Annotated in this window: 17 protein-coding genes; 7 read left to right on the top strand and 10 right to left on the bottom strand. The window is 46.8% G+C overall.

Annotation, left to right across the window (positions count from 1 at the left end; genetic code table 11):
• Positions 1-11 precede the first annotated feature (11 nt).
• Genes kynA through kynU form a run of 3 tightly spaced genes read right to left on the bottom strand, consistent with a single transcriptional unit; the run spans position 12 to position 3542 of the window.
• Positions 12-851, bottom strand: coding sequence for a tryptophan 2,3-dioxygenase (gene kynA / locus ASG02_RS14025; protein WP_056064509.1), 840 nt, complete (start codon positions 849-851; stop codon positions 12-14).
• A 23-nt stretch (positions 852-874) separates the two neighbouring features.
• Positions 875-2254, bottom strand: a complete 1380-nt coding sequence (locus ASG02_RS14020; protein WP_035411537.1) for an amino acid permease — start codon at positions 2252-2254, stop codon at positions 875-877.
• Positions 2255-2264: 10 nt separating this feature from the next.
• On the bottom strand, positions 2265-3542 hold the full coding sequence (gene kynU, locus ASG02_RS14015; RefSeq protein WP_056064507.1) for a kynureninase: 1278 nt from the start codon (positions 3540-3542) through the stop codon (positions 2265-2267).
• Positions 3543-3650: 108 nt separating this feature from the next.
• On the opposite strand from kynU, the gene ASG02_RS14010 reads away from it, so the two are divergent.
• The 3 genes from ASG02_RS14010 to ASG02_RS14000 all read left to right on the top strand — a co-directional run bounded on the left by ASG02_RS14010 (position 3651) and on the right by ASG02_RS14000 (position 5149).
• Positions 3651-4280 carry a TetR/AcrR family transcriptional regulator gene (locus ASG02_RS14010; RefSeq protein ID WP_035411532.1) on the top strand — a complete coding sequence of 210 codons (630 nt, stop codon included), beginning with the start codon at positions 3651-3653 and terminating at the stop codon, positions 4278-4280.
• Positions 4281-4329: 49 nt separating this feature from the next.
• The gene (locus ASG02_RS14005) at positions 4330-4782 is read left to right on the top strand and encodes a DUF4385 domain-containing protein (protein ID WP_056064504.1); all 453 of its coding nucleotides are present in this window, start codon (positions 4330-4332) and stop codon (positions 4780-4782) included.
• Between the two features lie 67 nt (positions 4783-4849).
• Complete coding sequence (locus ASG02_RS14000) at positions 4850-5149, top strand: hypothetical protein (protein ID WP_056064500.1); 300 nt, start codon at positions 4850-4852, stop codon at positions 5147-5149.
• A 79-nt stretch (positions 5150-5228) separates the two neighbouring features.
• Here the strand turns inward: ASG02_RS14000 and ASG02_RS13995 are convergent, their stop codons facing one another.
• The 3 genes from ASG02_RS13995 to ASG02_RS13985 all read right to left on the bottom strand — a co-directional run bounded on the left by ASG02_RS13995 (position 5229) and on the right by ASG02_RS13985 (position 9378).
• Complete coding sequence (locus ASG02_RS13995; RefSeq protein WP_056064497.1) at positions 5229-6425, bottom strand: MFS transporter; 1197 nt, start codon at positions 6423-6425, stop codon at positions 5229-5231.
• 149 nt (positions 6426-6574) lie between these two features.
• Positions 6575-7636 (bottom strand): acyltransferase family protein, encoded by a 1062-nt coding sequence (locus ASG02_RS13990; protein ID WP_056064494.1) that lies wholly within the window; start codon positions 7634-7636, stop codon positions 6575-6577.
• Entirely contained in the window at positions 7633-9378 is a 1746-nt protein-coding gene (locus ASG02_RS13985) for a CDP-glycerol glycerophosphotransferase family protein (protein ID WP_056064599.1), read from the bottom strand. The genes ASG02_RS13990 and ASG02_RS13985 overlap by 4 nt, the downstream gene beginning before the upstream one ends.
• A gap of 316 nt (positions 9379-9694) precedes the next feature.
• Here ASG02_RS13985 and ASG02_RS13980 point away from each other — a divergent pair, with 316 nt between their 5' ends.
• From ASG02_RS13980 to ASG02_RS13970, 3 genes are read left to right on the top strand one after another with little or no spacing between them, the layout of a single operon-like run.
• Positions 9695-10408, top strand: a complete 714-nt coding sequence (locus tag ASG02_RS13980) for a 2-C-methyl-D-erythritol 4-phosphate cytidylyltransferase (protein WP_056064491.1) — start codon at positions 9695-9697, stop codon at positions 10406-10408.
• Positions 10405-11430 carry a ribitol-5-phosphate dehydrogenase gene (locus ASG02_RS13975; RefSeq protein WP_035411513.1) on the top strand — a complete coding sequence of 342 codons (1026 nt, stop codon included), beginning with the start codon at positions 10405-10407 and terminating at the stop codon, positions 11428-11430. Before ASG02_RS13980 ends, ASG02_RS13975 begins: the two co-directional genes overlap by 4 nt.
• 31 nt (positions 11431-11461) lie before the next feature.
• Positions 11462-12664 carry a CDP-glycerol glycerophosphotransferase family protein gene (locus ASG02_RS13970; RefSeq protein WP_056064488.1) on the top strand — a complete coding sequence of 401 codons (1203 nt, stop codon included), beginning with the start codon at positions 11462-11464 and terminating at the stop codon, positions 12662-12664.
• Between the two features lie 119 nt (positions 12665-12783).
• Here the strand turns inward: ASG02_RS13970 and ASG02_RS13965 are convergent, their stop codons facing one another.
• The 4 genes from ASG02_RS13965 to ASG02_RS13950 all read right to left on the bottom strand — a co-directional run bounded on the left by ASG02_RS13965 (position 12784) and on the right by ASG02_RS13950 (position 16507).
• Complete coding sequence (locus ASG02_RS13965) at positions 12784-13341, bottom strand: nitroreductase (RefSeq protein ID WP_035411506.1); 558 nt, start codon at positions 13339-13341, stop codon at positions 12784-12786.
• A 123-nt stretch (positions 13342-13464) separates the two neighbouring features.
• The gene (locus ASG02_RS13960) at positions 13465-14016 is read right to left on the bottom strand and encodes a hypothetical protein (protein ID WP_035411503.1); all 552 of its coding nucleotides are present in this window, start codon (positions 14014-14016) and stop codon (positions 13465-13467) included.
• Positions 14017-14146: 130 nt separating this feature from the next.
• Positions 14147-15838, bottom strand: coding sequence for a DHA2 family efflux MFS transporter permease subunit (locus ASG02_RS13955; protein ID WP_056064486.1), 1692 nt, complete (start codon positions 15836-15838; stop codon positions 14147-14149).
• Between the two features lie 12 nt (positions 15839-15850).
• Complete coding sequence (locus ASG02_RS13950; protein WP_056064483.1) at positions 15851-16507, bottom strand: HlyD family secretion protein; 657 nt, start codon at positions 16505-16507, stop codon at positions 15851-15853.
• Between the two features lie 192 nt (positions 16508-16699).
• Here ASG02_RS13950 and ASG02_RS13945 point away from each other — a divergent pair, with 192 nt between their 5' ends.
• A complete protein-coding gene (locus ASG02_RS13945; RefSeq protein WP_056064480.1) occupies positions 16700-17305 on the top strand; it encodes a TetR/AcrR family transcriptional regulator in 606 nt (201 codons plus the stop codon).
• Positions 17306-17331 lie beyond the last annotated feature (26 nt).

Genomic DNA, 17331 nt, shown 5'->3' with positions numbered 1-17331 from the left:
TTTCATCCTCCTCATAATGTCGTGCGGACCGACCACAGTTCCGGGAAGAACCGGTGGTCGAGCACACGCCGTAGATAACTGACACCAGACGAACCGCCCGTTCCTGGCTTTTGTCCGATGATTCGTTCGACGGTACTCATATGGTTAAAGCGCCACATCTGTTGCTGGCTTCCGATATCCAGTAGTTTTTCACCGAGTTCATACAGATCCCAGTATTGCTCGACATCTCGATAGACGCTTGCCCAAGCGGCCTCGACACTTGCATTCGGCGTCCAGTCTTCCGTGACATCACGCTCAAGGACGGACGCGTCGATCGGTAGTCCATGACGCGCCATCGCGCGAATCGTTTCATCGTAGATGCTTGGTGTCTTCAAGTCTTCGAGCATCATCGGATAGAGGGTTTCATCATGTGCATAAACTTTTAGCATCTGCTCATTCTTGAAACCGAGCGCGAATTCGATTTGACGGTTTTGATACGACTGAAAACCGGACGAATGACCGAGCGCGTCACGGAATTCCAGATATTCGGCAGGGGTCAAGGTCGACAAGACATTCCACGACTGAATCAACTGGTGCTGAATCTTTGAGATCCGTGCGAGCATCTTAAACGATGATTCGAGATCATCGTTTGCAACGGCTTGCGTCGCTGCACGCATCTCATGCAGGATCAGCTTCATCCATAGCTCGCTCGTTTGATGAATGATGATGAACAGCATCTCGTCATGATGCCCCGATAAGCGATGTTGACTCGTAAGCAATGGATCCAGTTGCAAATAATCCCCGTAGGACATATCTTTCTTAAAATCCGTTTGAATCGATGCTTCAATAGACGTAGGATCTGTCTTTGTCATTCCCATTCATCCCCTTTATCGAGTTAATTCAGTTTTCGTTTTTCAGCGGTCTTCAGTTGTTCTGGATGCGCCCGTTTCCAGAAGAAATAGGCGATAGATAAGAACACTAACCACGGTATACCAAACTTCAAGACGATTTGGAAATCTGTGAACCATGTCGTCAGGACGAGTGCGAATAACAACAATGCACCGAGGGCCGTCAGATACGGATAGCCCATCATCCGAACCGGTAACGTCCGTCCACCTTCACGTTCCCAGGCTTTACGGAAGTAGAGGTGGGAGATGAAAATCATGAACCACGTGAAAATCGCCCCGAACATCGAAATCCCCATCATGAACGGATAAGAGACGCTCGACTGACTGCTGATGATCGCAGCGAGAAAAATGCCGAGCGTTGATAAGGCGAGTGCGAATAGCGGTACACCTTTTCGATTTAAACGACCAAATACTTTTGGTGCATATGTTGCCTTGGATAATGAATACATCATCCGTGTCGAAGCATACAGCTGACTGTTCATCGCGGAGAGCGCTGCCGTCAGGATGATGAAGTTCATGATACCGCCTGCATATGGAATCGATAGCATCTCCATTACTTTGACGAACGGACTTTGATCGACGCCGCCTGCTTGTTGCCACGGGACAATCATCAACATTAAAGCAATCGTGACGACATAAAACGTCGAGAGACGGAAGACTGTCGCTTTCAATGCTTTCGGTACGGCAACGTCCGGGTCCTTTGCTTCACCGGCAGTGACAGCAATCAATTCCGTTCCGAGGAAACTGAACAGGGAGATGAAGATCGCAATCCAGAGACCCGAGAAGCCGAATGGCATGAAGCCACCATCATTCGTGAAGTTTTGTGGACCGATCTCAGGGCTCGGACTACCGATGACCAAGTAAGCACCAAGCAGGATGAACAGTAAGATGGCACTAATCTTAATGACCGAGAACCAGTACTCAAAGGTTGCGAACGTATTGACTGTCGTAGCATTAATGTAAATCAACGCGGCAGCGAATACGAGAATCCAGACAACCCCGGGAACGTCCGGGAACCAGTATTTCATATAGATGGCGATCGCACTAACTTCAACGCCGATTGCGAGAACGTTTGCGATCCAGTACGAATAGCGGACGAGAAAACCCGCGTACGGGCTAATGTATCGTTCGGCAATCGTACCGAACGAGCCAGATGTCGGATGGGCGACCGTCATTTCAGCCAGACAGCCCATTAAAAGTAGGACGATGAAGGCGCCGACTGCGTAACTGATCAAAACGCTCGGTCCAGCAAGCCCGATTGCAAGCCCACTTCCGAGGAAGAGACCGGTACCGATCGCGCAGCCCATTGCAATCATCGTGAGTTGGCGTGTCTTGAGTTCACGCCGTAGTTCAGTAGGTTGTTCCATGGTGTACTCCTTAAGCAACGACTTCGCGTTCATTCGCGAAACGTTCGTATTCTTTATCTTCCATGATTCGTTTAAGTGTCGCGACGACGTCATAGACATCGGTAAACGTGTTGTAGAGCGCGACGGGTGCTAGACGGACGATGTTCGGCGCCCGGAAATCGGGGATGATCCGATTTTCCTTGAGTGCTTTACAGATCCGCGCCGCTTCCGGGTGCTCGAGGCTGAGATGCGCCCCACGGCGTTTATCGTCGACCGGATTTCCGATGACGAAACCGTACGGTATGAGTTCCTGCTCGACAAGGTCCATCATGTACTGCGTCAGGGCGAGTGACTTCGTCCGGACGGCTTCAATACCGACTTCGTCAAACATCTCTAACGCACCAATTTGTGGGGCGAGACTTAAAACGTGTGGTGTCCCAATCTGGAAAGCGCCTGCGTGCGCGGCCGGTGTCATCGTGTGATCCATGTCAAACTGTTTATCCTTGCGCGAACCGAACCAGCCCGTCAGCCCAGGCAACGTTCCGAAATGACGTTCGTGGACGAATAATCCACCGACCGTTCCAGGACCGCCGTTCAAGTGCTTGTAATTACACCAGTAAGCAAAGTCGACGCCCCAGTCATGGAAAGCGTGCGGAACGGCTCCGACGGAATGACAGCCATCAAAACCAATCAAGATACCGCGGTCGTGTGCCGCTTTCGTTAAACGCTCCATATCGAGAATCTGTCCGCTTCGGTACAGCACGGCAGGCAAGACAATCAACGCGATATCGTCTGTCATCGCGGCAATGATATCGTCCTCCTCTAAAAAGCGACCATCATGACTTGGTACTTGGACGAGATGTGTCTCCGGATCCAGTCCGCGTAAACGAAGCTGACTTTGTAAAGCATAGATATCCGACGGGAACGTCAGCGCATCCGCTAAAATCTTATCTCGTCCTTCTGTTGGTTGGAAGAATGTCGCGACGAGTTGATGTAGATTGACGGTCGTCGAACCGGTGACCATGACTTCTTCCGCTTGTGCGCCGACAAGCGGAGCGTTGAGGGCAGCGAGACGTTCTGATAATTCGAACCAAGGATGACGTCCTTTCATCCAGCCGTCGATTCCGAGTTCTTTCCAGTCTGATAGCGACTCGAGCAACGTCTTCTCGGCACGCTTCGATAATAAACCGAGCGAGTTTCCGTCCATATAGATACTACCCGGTTGTAGATAAAACTCATCACGATAGGTGGACAATACATCTTGCTCGTCCCGAGCAACGGCATCCGTCCGTTTTGCTTGTAATGTCATACGTCATCCTCCTCAAATGAATACTCAATCAATTTTGACAAAAGCGTAGCAAACAAATTGACATTGTGTCAATATTATCGAATAGAGAAAACAGAAGGAGTGAAGGACATGTCATCTTCTCAACCAGAAAAAATCGATAAACGGCATCTGCGCACAGTGCGGACACGCGAAAAACTGTTGAGTGCGGCACGTGACGTCTTCTTAGAACAAGGGTTTCAAACGGCAACGATTTCACAAGTGATCAAACAAGCTGGCGTCGGCTACGGAACAGCCTACGTGCATTTTGAAGGGAAAGATGAGTTGCTCGTCGTCCTGATGGAAGATGTCATGAGTCGTTTCCATGCGATTGCGGAACGAACATTTGAACCGACGACGCCGCTAGAGGCAAAGGAACGTATCGTGACGCAAGCTACGGATTTCTTACGTCTCGCGGAAGAAGAACGAGCGATGCTACGGATCGTTGAGCAAGCAATCGGCGTCTCTTACATCGTCCGTGCGAAATGGAAAGCGATTCGAGAACGCTTCATTGATCGGATCAGTCAGGACATTCAATATGCTCAGGAGACAGGACTCGCGCGACAAGATGTCGATTCGAAGCTCGTCGCCCGTGGCTGGTTCTTCGCGAACGAGATGTATTTATTCGAAGTCGTCCGTGAAGAAGCAACAGCGACGATTGAAGAGATCGCACACGTCTTAGCGACGATTTATACGCAAGGACTCTACCGGATCGAGGATTGATGAACGGACAGGAAGGGAACGTTTCAAAGTAGAAGGGAGCGTGACCGGGATGGCGTTTGATTACGATCTCGATTTCAAGACGACGGATTTTCGTAAGGAGCCGGAAAAATACCGGGTCGGACGCGGAGAGCAAGGGGTCTTGCTCGTCGAACCATATAAAAGTGAGATTTTGCCGCATTGGCGTTTTAAGACGCCGGACATCGCGAAGGAATCTTCCGAGAAAATTTATGAGATGTATTTAGCTTATAAAGAAGACGGAGACTTCGTCGGTATGGATATGGCGCGGAAGTTCATTCAGATGGGACATACGCGCGCACGACGTTACGCGAACTATAAGGGTGGGCGTAAATATAAAGATAAAGAGACCAAAGAATTACACACACGCGAGATCGACGAAGAAAAAGCAAAATCTGCGGCTATCTTCCAAGAAAAATGGGATTTGATCCGGGCAGATGAAGAATACCTTGAACTTAAACGTGCGCATCAAAAGCAGTACGGATAAGTCATTTCAAAATAAAGGGAATCCATTCAAACCATGCGATACTGAAAAGAAAACGGGAGGCCTCGGTATGAATCGTTGGTGGGTTCCGCTGTATCCGATTGGTCTGTTTTTACTGGTCGATCACTTTTTCTATGATATTTCATTGATATGGCTTATCATGCTTGGTATTGTGAGCATCCTTTTAAGTATCCGTCCGAAGCGACGATCCTTTTCGTCATATCGTCCGTTAATGATTGGGACACTTTTGATCGGCTGTGGTCTGATGCCGTGGTTGACGCTGGATTTTACAGGAATCGTCTTCGTCTTCTTGTTAACAGAAATCGTTGCGAAACTGCTCGTGTCAGGAACAGAGGAACAATCCGTATGACGTGCGAATATCGTTAAACGAAATAGCCTCGACTGCTCTGTCCGATTGGATGGAGCAATCGAGGCTATTTTTAATGCGTTTAAGAACTCTGTTCGACTTTGGCAATCAGTCGTGATTGACGTTTTTGCCAGATGAACGATCCGATGAACGTCACGACGAGGAAGATCAGACCAAGTGCGAATGGATAGAGAATGTTGACGTCATACAGTACACCGGCAAGCGTTGGTCCGAGCACGTTCCCGATGCTCATATAGGCATTGTTCATTCCCATAGCAAAGCCTTGCTCATTACCAGCGAGCTTTGAAATCATCGTATTCAAGACGGGGCGTAAAATCGATGTCGCAAGGAAGATGACGAGGGTAATCGCAAAGAATCCACCGTAACTTGATGTCAATAATGACAACAGGAAGCCGAGTGCTGCGATGAACAGGAACAGGTTCAGGACCTTTCCTTCGCCTAAATTACGGGATAACTTATCGACGATGAAGATTTGAGCAATGACGCTGATGATTCCAGTTGACGTCACCATGATCGCGATGTCCTTCGGTGAAGCACCGAATTGATCATCAACGAACAGACCGAGTACCGATTCGTATGCCATGAGACCAAAGCTCATGACGAGTGTAATGACGAGCGGTACGAAGTACGGTTTTTTAAACGATGTCCCCAGTTTCTTAAGCATCGACCCTTCATCTGGTGCCATCGCTGTTGCATCGTGTTGTTCGCTTTCTTGAAGTAACAGGACGCTGAATAAGACAGCTGCACCCGAGACGATCGCTGAGATGAGTAACGGTAATTTTAAGTCATACTCGGCAAGGAATCCACCGATTCCTGGACCGATGACGATCCCGAGTGACATCGCAGCTGAGACATAGCTGTTTCCTTTTGCACGTTGATCCATCGTCGTGATGTCCGCAACGTAAGCAAAAATCGCTGGAATCAGGAGTGCGGCACCGGCACCACCGATTGCGCGCGAGATGTAGAGAACCGTGACAGAGTTTGAGAAATAGAAGACAAACATCGAGAGCGTCAAGCCGATCAATCCATAGATGATCATCTTACGACGACCATATTGATCTGCCCATTTACCAGCAATCGGTGACATGACGAGCTGTGCTCCGGCAAAGATGGCAATCATTAATCCAGCCGCCGTTCCACCTTGTCCAATCGACGCTAAGTAAGCGGGTAGAATCGGAATGATAATCCCGAAGCTCCCGACCGCAATAAACATATTGATCATGAGGACCGTTAATTTTTTTCGTTGATCCGCGTGCAAGGGGACCCCTTCTTTCGACCCGCTTTTTGTAAGCGGTTATTTGTTTCACCTTCATTATCTTAGATTCAAGCTAAAGCGTCTGTCAATGTAGACGAGTCGATGATTTGAAAAAGACTCTATCCTTCAAGAAGGATAGAGCCAATTCAAACTTATTGCTCTTTTTTAAATAACCATTTGACGTTCGGTGACAGCAACGGTCGGAAAATCGTCACGACGGGTCGACTCGACAGCAACCAGACGAATCCGGTAGCGAGTAAGAAAGAAAGTCCAATCAATAACAGTGGTGACTCTGTAATGGCTGGTGGAACCGAATCTCGGAACAAACGAACGATGAACGAGTGGATCAAATAGATCGCGAGCGTCTGAATTCCGATCTGGTCGAACCGTTCACCGAACGACCGATGCGGTACGAGCAGGAGAACGGAGAAGATCATGATGGTGCTGATGGCGTAAAGAAACAGTTGGATTGCCACTCCCTTGAGAAGCGGGACTTCGAATTCACCATACGTATCGCGGTAAAAGAGCCAGACCGTGTCAAACCCGTTTTTTGTCCAGAGAATCATGAAGACGGCAATCAAGAGTGAGATGATCAGTCCGGTCAACCGCCCGATCGGTGCTGTCATCTGTTTTCGCCAGCCGGTATCAGTTAACCAGCCACGCTCCTTGACGAGATACCCCATCAAGAAGAACGGATAAAAGCTGACGACTTTTTGTAATGATAGGAAGTTCGTGATCGAATCTGGATTGGCGTTGATCAATAAGGCGAAAAAGACACTGACGATCAGCGGAAAACGCATCGCTAGAAAAGCCGGTGTGACGGTCTGCCAAATGATAATGCCGAGCAAATACCAAAGTGTCCAGTTCGGAACGAGTGGATGAAGTAATCCATCGAGCATTTCCCGTAAGGAGTCATCCTGCGTGTAAGATAAATAAATTTCGTGAATCGACTGCCAGAGAAAATAGAGAACGACGAACGCGATGATTCGTTGTGGTCGCGCTTGTTTGAAGAAATAGCCACTCATGAAGATGAAGGCTGGCATATGCAACAGGTAAATGACGTTATATGCCATCTTGACGACATCATTTCCTGGTAAGTCACGGAACGTCTCGATCAAGTGACCAAAGACAACCGTGAAAATGAGTAGCACTTTATAGTTTCCAAGCCAATGATCGTACATAGGAGCGGTCACTGGTTTGATAGCAGTGGTCATTTTTTTTCACCAAGCAGAATTTGATCGACGAACCGGGCACTCGATTTCCCGTCCTGATGCTCGAAGAAGTACTCCGCGAATGCTTTGACGTTGTGCATTTCGAAGTCTTGATTTTTAATTCGCTCAATCAACTCTTCTGATGTCTTGACGATCGGACCAGGTACGAATTCTTCGAAATCATAGTAAAAATCGCGTTTCGAGATATAGTCTTCAAGATCGTACGCGAAGAACAACATAGGTCGATTCAATAGAGAGAACTCGAAGCACGTCGATGAGTAATCCGTGATTAAAATGTCTGAGACGAACAGCAATTCATTGATTTCACGATGATCCGTCAAATCAAGGAAGAAGTCGGCATAGACTTCAGGAATCTCCATCCGACGACGGATGAACGGGTGGAGTTTTAGAACAAAGACATACTCCTCATGAAGTGCTTCATACAACGCATCGAGATCCAGCTGATCAAAATCATAATAGGCACTCTTCGCACCATTTCCTCGGAATGTCGGAGCAAACATGATGACTTTCTTTTGTTTGAAGATTGGATATTCCTCATAAATACGTGCTTTCGCTTCCTCGATGAACGGTTGATCGAAGAACATATCCGTCCGAGGAATACCGGTCGCGATAACTTGGTCTTCCCGTAAACCAAAACCTTCTGCGTAATGACGGGCGACATTATGAGAGCTAACGATCGCTTTCGTGTAGTTCCGGTGACTGAGCGAGTTCGCACTTGGACCACCTGGTTTTCCGAGGCGACTGTAACCGAACGTCTTGAAGGCGCCAACGGCATGCCAGACTTGAACGAGGTCACTACCTTTACGAATATTCAACGGATAGATCATCGGATAGAAATCATCGACAAGAATCGTCTTTGCTGTCGCTAAGTGATACGGCAGCGCAAACTTATCACGCCAATCACGGCGAGACTGGAGATTCGGTTTGAAGAACGTCTTCACGTCGAGATTGAGATTGCGCCGCTCGACTTCATCCAAGATATAGGCGAAGTTACCACTAATATCGCTTCGTGAGTCGGAAGCGAGGATGACTTTATTCTCTTGGATCGATTGGGTCCATTTCGTGACGTTATAAATCGCCTTGAACGTAAAACGGCGGAACTTGAACGCCCGCTTTTTCATGTTTTTCTTCCATTTCTTATACCGATCGATGACTTGAACTAAACGTTTCGATTCGCCTTTTTTCAGGGAATGGAAACCTAAAGAGTTGCTGTATTGTGAATACTGCACGACAAGTTCGTACTCAAGTAAGATCAACGCGTTACTATGTTTCGTATCAACGCGGTAAGCGATAGGAATGAGTGAACGTGTATCACCAAAAGGCGCTTCATGTAAGATCGTCTTTCCTTGCACGATGGCGAAAAAAGCATCAAAATAACCCATCGGCAACGGACGACCCGTTGGTGTAATGTGGTTCAAATTTAATTCGCCTGTAAAGGACTCTTCCGTCCAGTCTCCTTCAAATGGAAATCGGCAGATGAACGTCCGTTTATTTCGTTTGTTCCGAAAAACGATGGCACGTTCGAGTGGTACCGATACTTCAACAGGTTCAGACTGAATATAGTCGTCGACCGGTTCCTCGGAATCAGTTTGATGCAATATAGAATTTTCAAATAATGTTTGTTCGGCGTGCAAAAAATCAGTCAATCCGCTTAAACGTGCTTCGAAACGAAACGTCGTTCCGGCTAACTCTAAGTAGGTGACCTCAGCATGTAAAGTAGGCATAAGTGTCTCTTCTGTCAAAACCATCTCTCCTCGCTCGAATAATTACATTACATTTACACAATACGGATAAAATTTTAAAACGCAGTTGAACATAGTATAGTGAAACTAGAAATCATCACTCATTATATCGTGAGACATTAAATTTAATAGGGATTTCTTTATTTTTTTGTGTTTTTGTAAAATAACACTTCAACACAGACTGCATCACTACACATACCCTGAAGGATAGGGAGAGAAAACCGAAATACGATTATTTCATAAGGGAGGGAAGCAGGTCGTCTCGTTTGGAACAGGCAACGAGACACTGCGTCAGAAGATGATTTATGCAGCCATTTTAGCTGGAGGAAAAGGAACACGAATGGGGAATGTCGATCGCCCGAAACAATTCTTATCGATCGGAGAACGTCCGATCATCGTCCATACAGTAGAGAAATTCTTGTTACATGAGGATTTTGACCGCATCATCATCGTCACACCGACTGCTTGGATTAACTATACACGCGATATTTTGGAGAAATACATCGGAAAAGATGAACGTCTTGTCATTACACCGGGTGGACAAGATCGAAATGAATCAATCATGGCAGCTGTGAACTGGATTGAAGAGAAAAACGGTCTGTCTGAAGAAGACATCATTGTCACGCACGACGCCGTCCGTCCGTTCCTGACGCACCGCATCATTAAGGAAAACATCGAAGCAGCGCAAGAGTTCGGTTCATGCGACACGGTCATTTCAGCGATCGATACGATCGTCGCGTCAACGAACGGCAAAACGATCACGGATATTCCGGTTCGTGATCAAATGTATCAAGGGCAAACACCACAAAGTTTCCAAATCACGAAGTTAAAATCGCATTATGAGTCACTCTCAACGGAAGAACGGGCGATTTTGACGGATGCTTGTAAGATTCTTCTTCTGAAAGGAGAAGATGTGGCGCTCGTCACAGGAGAACTGTTCAACATTAAAGTGACGACACCATACGACCTACGGATCGCGAATGCTATCTTGAAGGAGCGGATTCATCAATGATTAACCAAGTCTATCAACTCGTCGCCCCGCGTCAGATTGAAGTGACCTATGATGAGCGATCACTGAATACCGATCGTGTCGTCGTGCGTCCGACATATCTATCGATTTGTCACGCCGATCAACGCTACTTCACAGGTAGTCGTAGTGCGGAAGTATTGGCGAAAAAATTACCGATGGCCATGATTCATGAGGGAATCGGAAAAGTCGTCCATGATCCAAGCGGTACATTCAAAAAGGGAACGCTCGTTGCGATGGTACCGAATACACCGATGGAAGAAGATGATATCATTGGTGAAAACTATCTGCGCACGAGTCGTTTCCGTTCGAGTGGATACGACGGTTATATGCAAGACTATGTGTTCTTGAAAGCGGATCGCCTTGTTGAGGTACCGGCTGATCTTGATCCTGAAGTCGCGGCATTCACTGAACTTGTCAGTGTATCGGTCCATGCCTTAACTCGCTTTGAAAAGATTGCCCATCCACGCCGTGAGACGTTCGGTGTTTGGGGCGATGGAAATCTTGGTTTCATCACGGCACTTTTGTTGCGTAAATTATATCCGGAAGCAAAACTACTCGTCTTCGGTAAAACCCAGTCGAAGCTCGACTACTTCTCGTTTGCGGACGAGACATATCACATCGACCAGATTCCAGCTGATGTCTCCTTCAACCACGGTTTCGAATGCGTCGGTGGAATCGGTAGCCAATATGCGATCAATCAGATGATCGATTACATTATTCCAGAAGGCACGATGGCATTGCTCGGTGTGTCAGAAGATGCCGTCGCGATCAACACGCGGATGATTCTTGAAAAAGGACTGCGTGTCTACGGATCAAGTCGAAGTACACCGGCTGATTTCGCACGGACGATGGAATTATATCAAACCCATCCGGACATTCCAGCCTATCTATCGAATCTGGTTTCGGGCGTATTCCAAATCCGACAAATCGAAGATATTCATAAAGCGTTTGAAAACGATTTAACGAATCGCTTCGGAAAGACGGTCATGGAATGGTGCATGTAATGATATGCGCTGAAAAAGAGGAGAATCGTCTATGAAACAAAAAATTCGGTTATTGCAACGACGGACGGTCCACTATTTGCTTGCTATGACATATTGGTTGACGAAGCGACTGCCGATCCAATCAAAGAAAGTCGTTTTTGCGACCTATCGTTCCGATCGTCTCGTCGATAACTTTCGTGCCGTCTACGATGAACTAGAGCGACGCGATTTAGGATATGAATACGTTTTTTTGTTGAAACGATTTCCTCAATCGTTGGTGGGACAAATTCAATACGTCTTCCACATGATGCGAGCGACGTATGAATTAGCGACTGCCCGTTATTTCATCATCGATGATTATTATTATCCTGTATATGTCTCGTCCTTACGGAAAGGAACAGAAGTCATTCAGTTGTGGCATGCATGTGGTGCCTTTAAAAAGTTCGGCTATAGTGTGCTTGATAAATCCTATTCGCCGGATGACGATTATTTGAAGATGGTCCAGATTCACCGGAATTATAGCAAGGTCTATGTTTCCGGTGAAGCCTGCGTCGCACCATATGCGGATGCTTTCGGAATGACACAGGAACGGATCTACCCATTAGGGGTTCCACGGACGGATCAACTACTGAATACAGTACGCCAAGCCCGTGTGCGAGAAAAGTTGTATGACCGATATCCAGAATGGCGTAAGAAACGAATCATCTTACTCGCTCCGACGTTCCGTGGAAACGGACAGACGACAGCACATTACGATCAAGAGCTCGATTTTGAGAAGTTTCGTCGTGAGCTTGGACCGGATACAGTCCTCTTGCTTCGCATGCATCCGTTTGTTCTTAATCCACCAATCGTACCGGACGCGTATTCGGATCAAATCATTAACATGACAGACTATCCGGACATCAATGATCTGATGCAGATTGCGGATATTCTGATCACGGATTATTCATCTGTCATCTTCGAGTTTGCCTTGTTGCAGAAGCCAATGATTTTCCTTGTTAACGATCTGCAGTCGTACAAAGCAGAACGCGATTTCTATTTCCCGTATGAATCCTTCGTACCGGGACCGATTGTCTCGACGTTCGAAGACGTCATCGCTTGGATTAAACGCGGGCAATTCGATACGCAGAAGATCGAGACGTTCGCGAATCAGTTCTTTACGTATCAGGACGGGGAAGCAACCAAACGAATTGTCGATCATTTGTTATATGACACGATTCCGGAAGCACCTGTCTATACGAAAACGCCGGTATGAACACAAAAAAACGTTCCGATTGCGTCTCCATTTGGGGAGAGAGACGTCATCGGAACGTTTTTATTTTGAATTGGGGCTTGATTGGCGCGAGCAGGGGTAGCTCGCAGAATGCGCACCTCTTAAAAGTGCGTCAACTTGTCCTTCAGGGACGTTCTCGGTTTGACAGGTGGAACGAGGGCTGGCCAGCCGATTTGAATGACGCCGAGAACCCGTTCATTTTCTGAAGCGTGAACGATTGAAGCATATTCTGGTGTAAACCAATGTTTTCCGCTCTTCCAGCAGCAACCAAGGCCGCGCTCTGTCGCCACCAACTGTAGATTTTGAATCATGGCAGCTGTTGCGAGTGTATCCTCTAGCTGTTGATCCGGTGTCCCTTGTACCTGACAAAGTACTGTTAAGTAAACCGGGACTTCCCGTAATTTTTGTTCAGCCTGTTGACGTTGTTCAGATGTTTTCGTCTCGAATTGACCACGCGCTGTCAGTAACTCCATCAAAGCATCGACGTACCGAGTTTGTCCCTCTTCGATTGCGAGAACAAAACGCCAAGGTTCTCGTAATTTATGATTCGGGGCATACATCGCCGTTTCGAGTAATGCCTCTACTAATTCGACTGGAACTGGTTGTTCCGTATAAGACCGGATGGACCGGCGTGTTTCAATCACTTGTTGGACATGCATCCGTTTCATCTCCTCACTGAGTACTTTTTCACTATAGATGATAACGATTATCATTGTCAATGTTATTTGTCAGAAAACAAAAAGACGATTCCTAAGAAGAAATCATCTTTCGTTGAATTTGTATTAAGAGGCTTTTCGTTCCTCTTCTTGAGCAACAGTCGTTAGTTTCTTTTTCATGAGACGAATCCGGTACAACGCAAATAAATAATGGGCGAAATAAATCGTGAATCCCAGGAAAAGCGTTAATGCTACATGAATCTGAACGCCAGGAACAGCATGAAGCTGAATGAAGAGCAAGACAGCCATTGCCATCGTATAGAGCACCATTTCCACCGATTGTGGCATGACGCGTTGACGTTTTAGGAAAAAGGAACGCATGAGTGGTAGGACGACGAGACTGACGAGACGATCGACCAGACCGATGACGAGCACACTGATCACCATCGCTAAACCATTTTCAAAAGTGATTAATCGTGGAAAAACAAGATATGTGACGAGTAATAGTGGTCCAACTAACAAAAAGATTGAAATCGAGGCACGTGCAAAGACGAAGAGCCCGTTGACACTTGTTAAAAAGGCGCGAAAAATCTTTTGCGACCAAGGCGATGGTCGACCGACTTGCCAAGCAAAACAACAAGCAAAGATAAACGCATAAAATTGCAGAAAGGCAACCATAAAGCATCTCCTTTAGATATGAAACTCATTGTCCCTAGTGTATCGATTTTAAGAGAGAAGTGCAAAGAAGAACTTTTCACGAAGTATAGCAAAAGACCAGCTGATATGACATCAACTGGTCCTTCATGAATCAATCCAGATTTGGTTCTTTTTTTCCGTGCAAGAAGAAGGACAGAATCAATGCGAGCGCAGATAAAACGGTCGCAATCCAGAACGCGTCAGTGATCCCTTGGATCGTTGCTTGTTTTGTCAGCATCGTAAACCAACTCGTTGAAGCAGCTTGTGAGCTACCCAGCTGTTGTCCAAGATCGTTTAAATGTTGCGAAAGCGTCGGGTCGAGCGTCGTGAACTGATTCGCATCGTCTGCCAAGTGAGCCGTCGTTTGACGGGTCATGACGGTGACGAGAATTGCCGTTCCGATGGAGCCGGCGACTTGACGAAGTGTGTTTTGGGTTGCGTTTCCGTGCGGGATCATCTTCATCGGTAAAGCGTTCATACCGGCAGTCATGATCGGCATCATGATGAATGCCATACCGAATGACCGAAGCATGTAGATGCCCATGATGGAATAATACGACGTATCCATGTTTAATTGCGTCAATTCCCATGTCCCGTACGTCATCAACGTCAAACCGAAGATAGCGAGCGGTCGAATACCGAAGCGGTCAAATAAACGACCGGCAATCGGTCCGGTGATTCCCATGATCAGTGATCCGGGCAAAAGGAGAAGACCTGAATCGACCGGTGAAAAACCGCGAATGCTTTGAAGGTAAATCGGTAAAAGCAACATCCCACCGAACAACGCCATCGTGACGATGACATTGATGAAGAGGGTGAACGAAAATTCCGGAACCTTTAACACACGAATATTCAACATCGGATCTTCCATCGACAGCTCACGCATTGCAAAAGCAGCGATTCCAATTAAGCCGATGACGATCGTGCTGATGACGATCGGGCTATCCCAGCCGTCATTCCCGGCTTCACTAAATCCATAAAGGAGACTCCCGAATCCGATCGTACTGAATAAGACGCCCAGTGCGTCGAAAGAAGGTTTCGAGAGTGGCTGCGTCAGGCGGAACCAGGCCGTACCGAGTAACAATGTCACTAATCCAAAGAACGACATCGCATAAAACATGACGTGCCAGTCATAGTTTTGGATGACATATCCTGTGATCGTAGGTCCGACAGCAGGAGCGAGAATCATCGCGATTCCGAGCATTCCCATGGCAGCACCGCGCTTATGCGGTGGGAATAATGTCATGAAGACGTTTGATCCGAGTGGCATCAAGATACCAGCCCCCGCTGCCTGAACGACACGACCAATCATCATGACCGGGAAGTTCATTGCCATCGAACAGATGACCGATCCGAAGAAAAACAGTGTCATTGAAGCGAGGAACAACTGGCGGAACGTATAACTGCGCATTAAAAAAGCACTGATCGGAATCAAGATCCCGTTGACGAGCATGAAACCTGTCGTCAACCACTGGGCAGTGGACGTCGACACGTTGAAGTCATTGATTAGAACCGGTAACGCGACATTAATCAACGTTTGGTTCAAAATAGCAATGAACATACCAATCAGTAAGACCGTCAGTACTTTCGGAATACTGACGTTTTCAGTCGATACTTGTTTTGAAGGTGCTGCGACTGGTGGTGTCACGGTCATCGTCGGTTCCGTCTCGAGGGACTCCTCAAGTGTCGGTCCGTCAGTGGCCAGTGCGATGTCGGATTGACGATTCCGGCGGGCGATCCAGTTGACGCCGATGATGATCAGAATCGTGAACGCACTATATCCGAACAAGAAGGTAGTAGACATGAACGTCCCTCCTTAATCCTTATGAATGCGGACGGTCACATTCATACCAGGTCGAATGTCGAGTGATTTTTCTTGCGAGAGTGATACTTTAACTGGAATGACTTGTGCGACTTTCGTGTAGTTCGCATTTCCGTTTGAAGAAGGCATCATCGAGAACGTCGAAGCTGTCGTCATTCCGATCTGTTCCACTTCACCAGAAAGTGTCGTGTCAGGATAGCTGTCGACATATACGTCAACGGTTTGTCCGACTTTGATTTCATCGATTTCTGTTTCTTCGATGTTCGCTGTGACCCAAAGGTCGTTTAAGTCAAAACCATAGGCAAGTGGTGTACCGGCTGCGACGAAGCCGTTCTTTGTCGCCATCGACTGAACGATCGTTGCCTTCGCAGGCATCGAAACAGAAAGATCTGTTGGTTTTTGTCCAGCTTGCGCAGTCATGATGTGACCAAGTGTTGCACCGCTGTCGAGCGATTCGCCTGTTTTAGCAGACCAGTCCGTTAATTTACCAGCGCTTGGGCTAGCAATCGTTATCATTTTGCCATCGATTTTCGCATTGTCTGTTTTGACATAGCTTGTTGCTTGATCGTAATAGTAGTATCCGACGACCCCACCACCGATCAAAACAATGAGTGTAACGATATTAATGATTAGTAATTTTTTCATACTCATGGGTGTGTTAGCATCCTTTCTTGTGTACAATCGATTCAAAAAAAGTACTCCTCTGGGGGGAGGAGTAATTAATATAGTTAATTATATGGATAGTTAGATAACAAACAACCAACAATTTCCGACAAAATGTTGGAAAAATAAATGATAACGGATTCATTTTTAAAAAGATGATGGAAAAGGAGTGAAATGCAAATGAATGAGAGCCGTGATCCACGACCAAAACGGTCACGTGACCGTATTACGATGGAATTGTTTCGTTTACTGAAGACAAATAGCTTTTCGAGCATCACCGTCAAGATGCTGACGGATGGGGCGGGTGTGAACCGCTCGACCTTTTATGCGCACTACACAGATAAATATGATTTGCTTGACCAAATCGTTGAGGAACAGATGATGGCACTCGAACAAGCGATTCGGATTACAGGTACAGGCACCGTATTTCCGACAGTCGAACAGGTCAGTCGTTATTTTGCTCGTTTGTTCATTCACATTGAAGAAAACGAATTGTTTTACCAAACGATGCTCGTTCAAGGTCCTATCAAAACGTTCATCTCACGTTTTCTTGATACGTTGAAAGAAAATTATCGCCTCGTCTTTCGATCCCAAGTCGCAGAGGATGCGACTTTCGTCGATCGGGATTTGTTACTGAACTATGTCATTGGTGGACAGTTAGGATTATTGATTTCCTGGTTACGAAACGGTCGGCCATATTCATCCGCATATATGGCGGAGCAATTGAGCCGGATGATCGTCTTTGGAACGGTTGAAAGCATCGGTTTTCCGAAAGAAACGGAATAAGGTCATAGAAAAAGACACTCCCGCTA

This window comes from Exiguobacterium sp. Leaf196, from assembly GCF_001423965.1.
GTDB lineage: Bacteria > Bacillota > Bacilli > Exiguobacteriales > Exiguobacteriaceae > Exiguobacterium_A.
Note: the sequence above shows the minus strand (reverse complement) of the source record. Positions and strands in the feature narration are given on the sequence as shown.

What these genes read in the sequence shown, in the direction of transcription:
- ASG02_RS13980 (WP_056064491.1), top strand. Translation starts at nt 9,695, where the DNA reads ATGATTTATGCAGCCATTTTAGCTGGAGGAAAAGGAACACGAATGGGG.
- ASG02_RS14020 (WP_035411537.1), bottom strand. Translation starts at nt 2,254, where the DNA reads ATGGAACAACCTACTGAACTACGGCGTGAACTCAAGACACGCCAACTC.
- ASG02_RS13970 (WP_056064488.1), top strand. Translation starts at nt 11,462, where the DNA reads ATGAAACAAAAAATTCGGTTATTGCAACGACGGACGGTCCACTATTTG.
- kynU (WP_056064507.1), bottom strand. Translation starts at nt 3,542, where the DNA reads ATGACATTACAAGCAAAACGGACGGATGCCGTTGCTCGGGACGAGCAA.
- kynA (WP_056064509.1), bottom strand. Translation starts at nt 851, where the DNA reads ATGACAAAGACAGATCCTACGTCTATTGAAGCATCGATTCAAACGGAT.
- ASG02_RS13985 (WP_056064599.1), bottom strand. Translation starts at nt 9,378, where the DNA reads ATGCCTACTTTACATGCTGAGGTCACCTACTTAGAGTTAGCCGGAACG.
- ASG02_RS14000 (WP_056064500.1), top strand. Translation starts at nt 4,850, where the DNA reads ATGAATCGTTGGTGGGTTCCGCTGTATCCGATTGGTCTGTTTTTACTG.
- ASG02_RS14005 (WP_056064504.1), top strand. Translation starts at nt 4,330, where the DNA reads ATGGCGTTTGATTACGATCTCGATTTCAAGACGACGGATTTTCGTAAG.
- ASG02_RS13990 (WP_056064494.1), bottom strand. Translation starts at nt 7,636, where the DNA reads ATGACCACTGCTATCAAACCAGTGACCGCTCCTATGTACGATCATTGG.
- ASG02_RS13975 (WP_035411513.1), top strand. Translation starts at nt 10,405, where the DNA reads ATGATTAACCAAGTCTATCAACTCGTCGCCCCGCGTCAGATTGAAGTG.
- ASG02_RS13955 (WP_056064486.1), bottom strand. Translation starts at nt 15,838, where the DNA reads ATGTCTACTACCTTCTTGTTCGGATATAGTGCGTTCACGATTCTGATC.
- ASG02_RS13960 (WP_035411503.1), bottom strand. Translation starts at nt 14,016, where the DNA reads ATGGTTGCCTTTCTGCAATTTTATGCGTTTATCTTTGCTTGTTGTTTT.
- ASG02_RS13950 (WP_056064483.1), bottom strand. Translation starts at nt 16,507, where the DNA reads ATGAGTATGAAAAAATTACTAATCATTAATATCGTTACACTCATTGTT.
- ASG02_RS14010 (WP_035411532.1), top strand. Translation starts at nt 3,651, where the DNA reads ATGTCATCTTCTCAACCAGAAAAAATCGATAAACGGCATCTGCGCACA.
- ASG02_RS13945 (WP_056064480.1), top strand. Translation starts at nt 16,700, where the DNA reads ATGAATGAGAGCCGTGATCCACGACCAAAACGGTCACGTGACCGTATT.
- ASG02_RS13965 (WP_035411506.1), bottom strand. Translation starts at nt 13,341, where the DNA reads ATGCATGTCCAACAAGTGATTGAAACACGCCGGTCCATCCGGTCTTAT.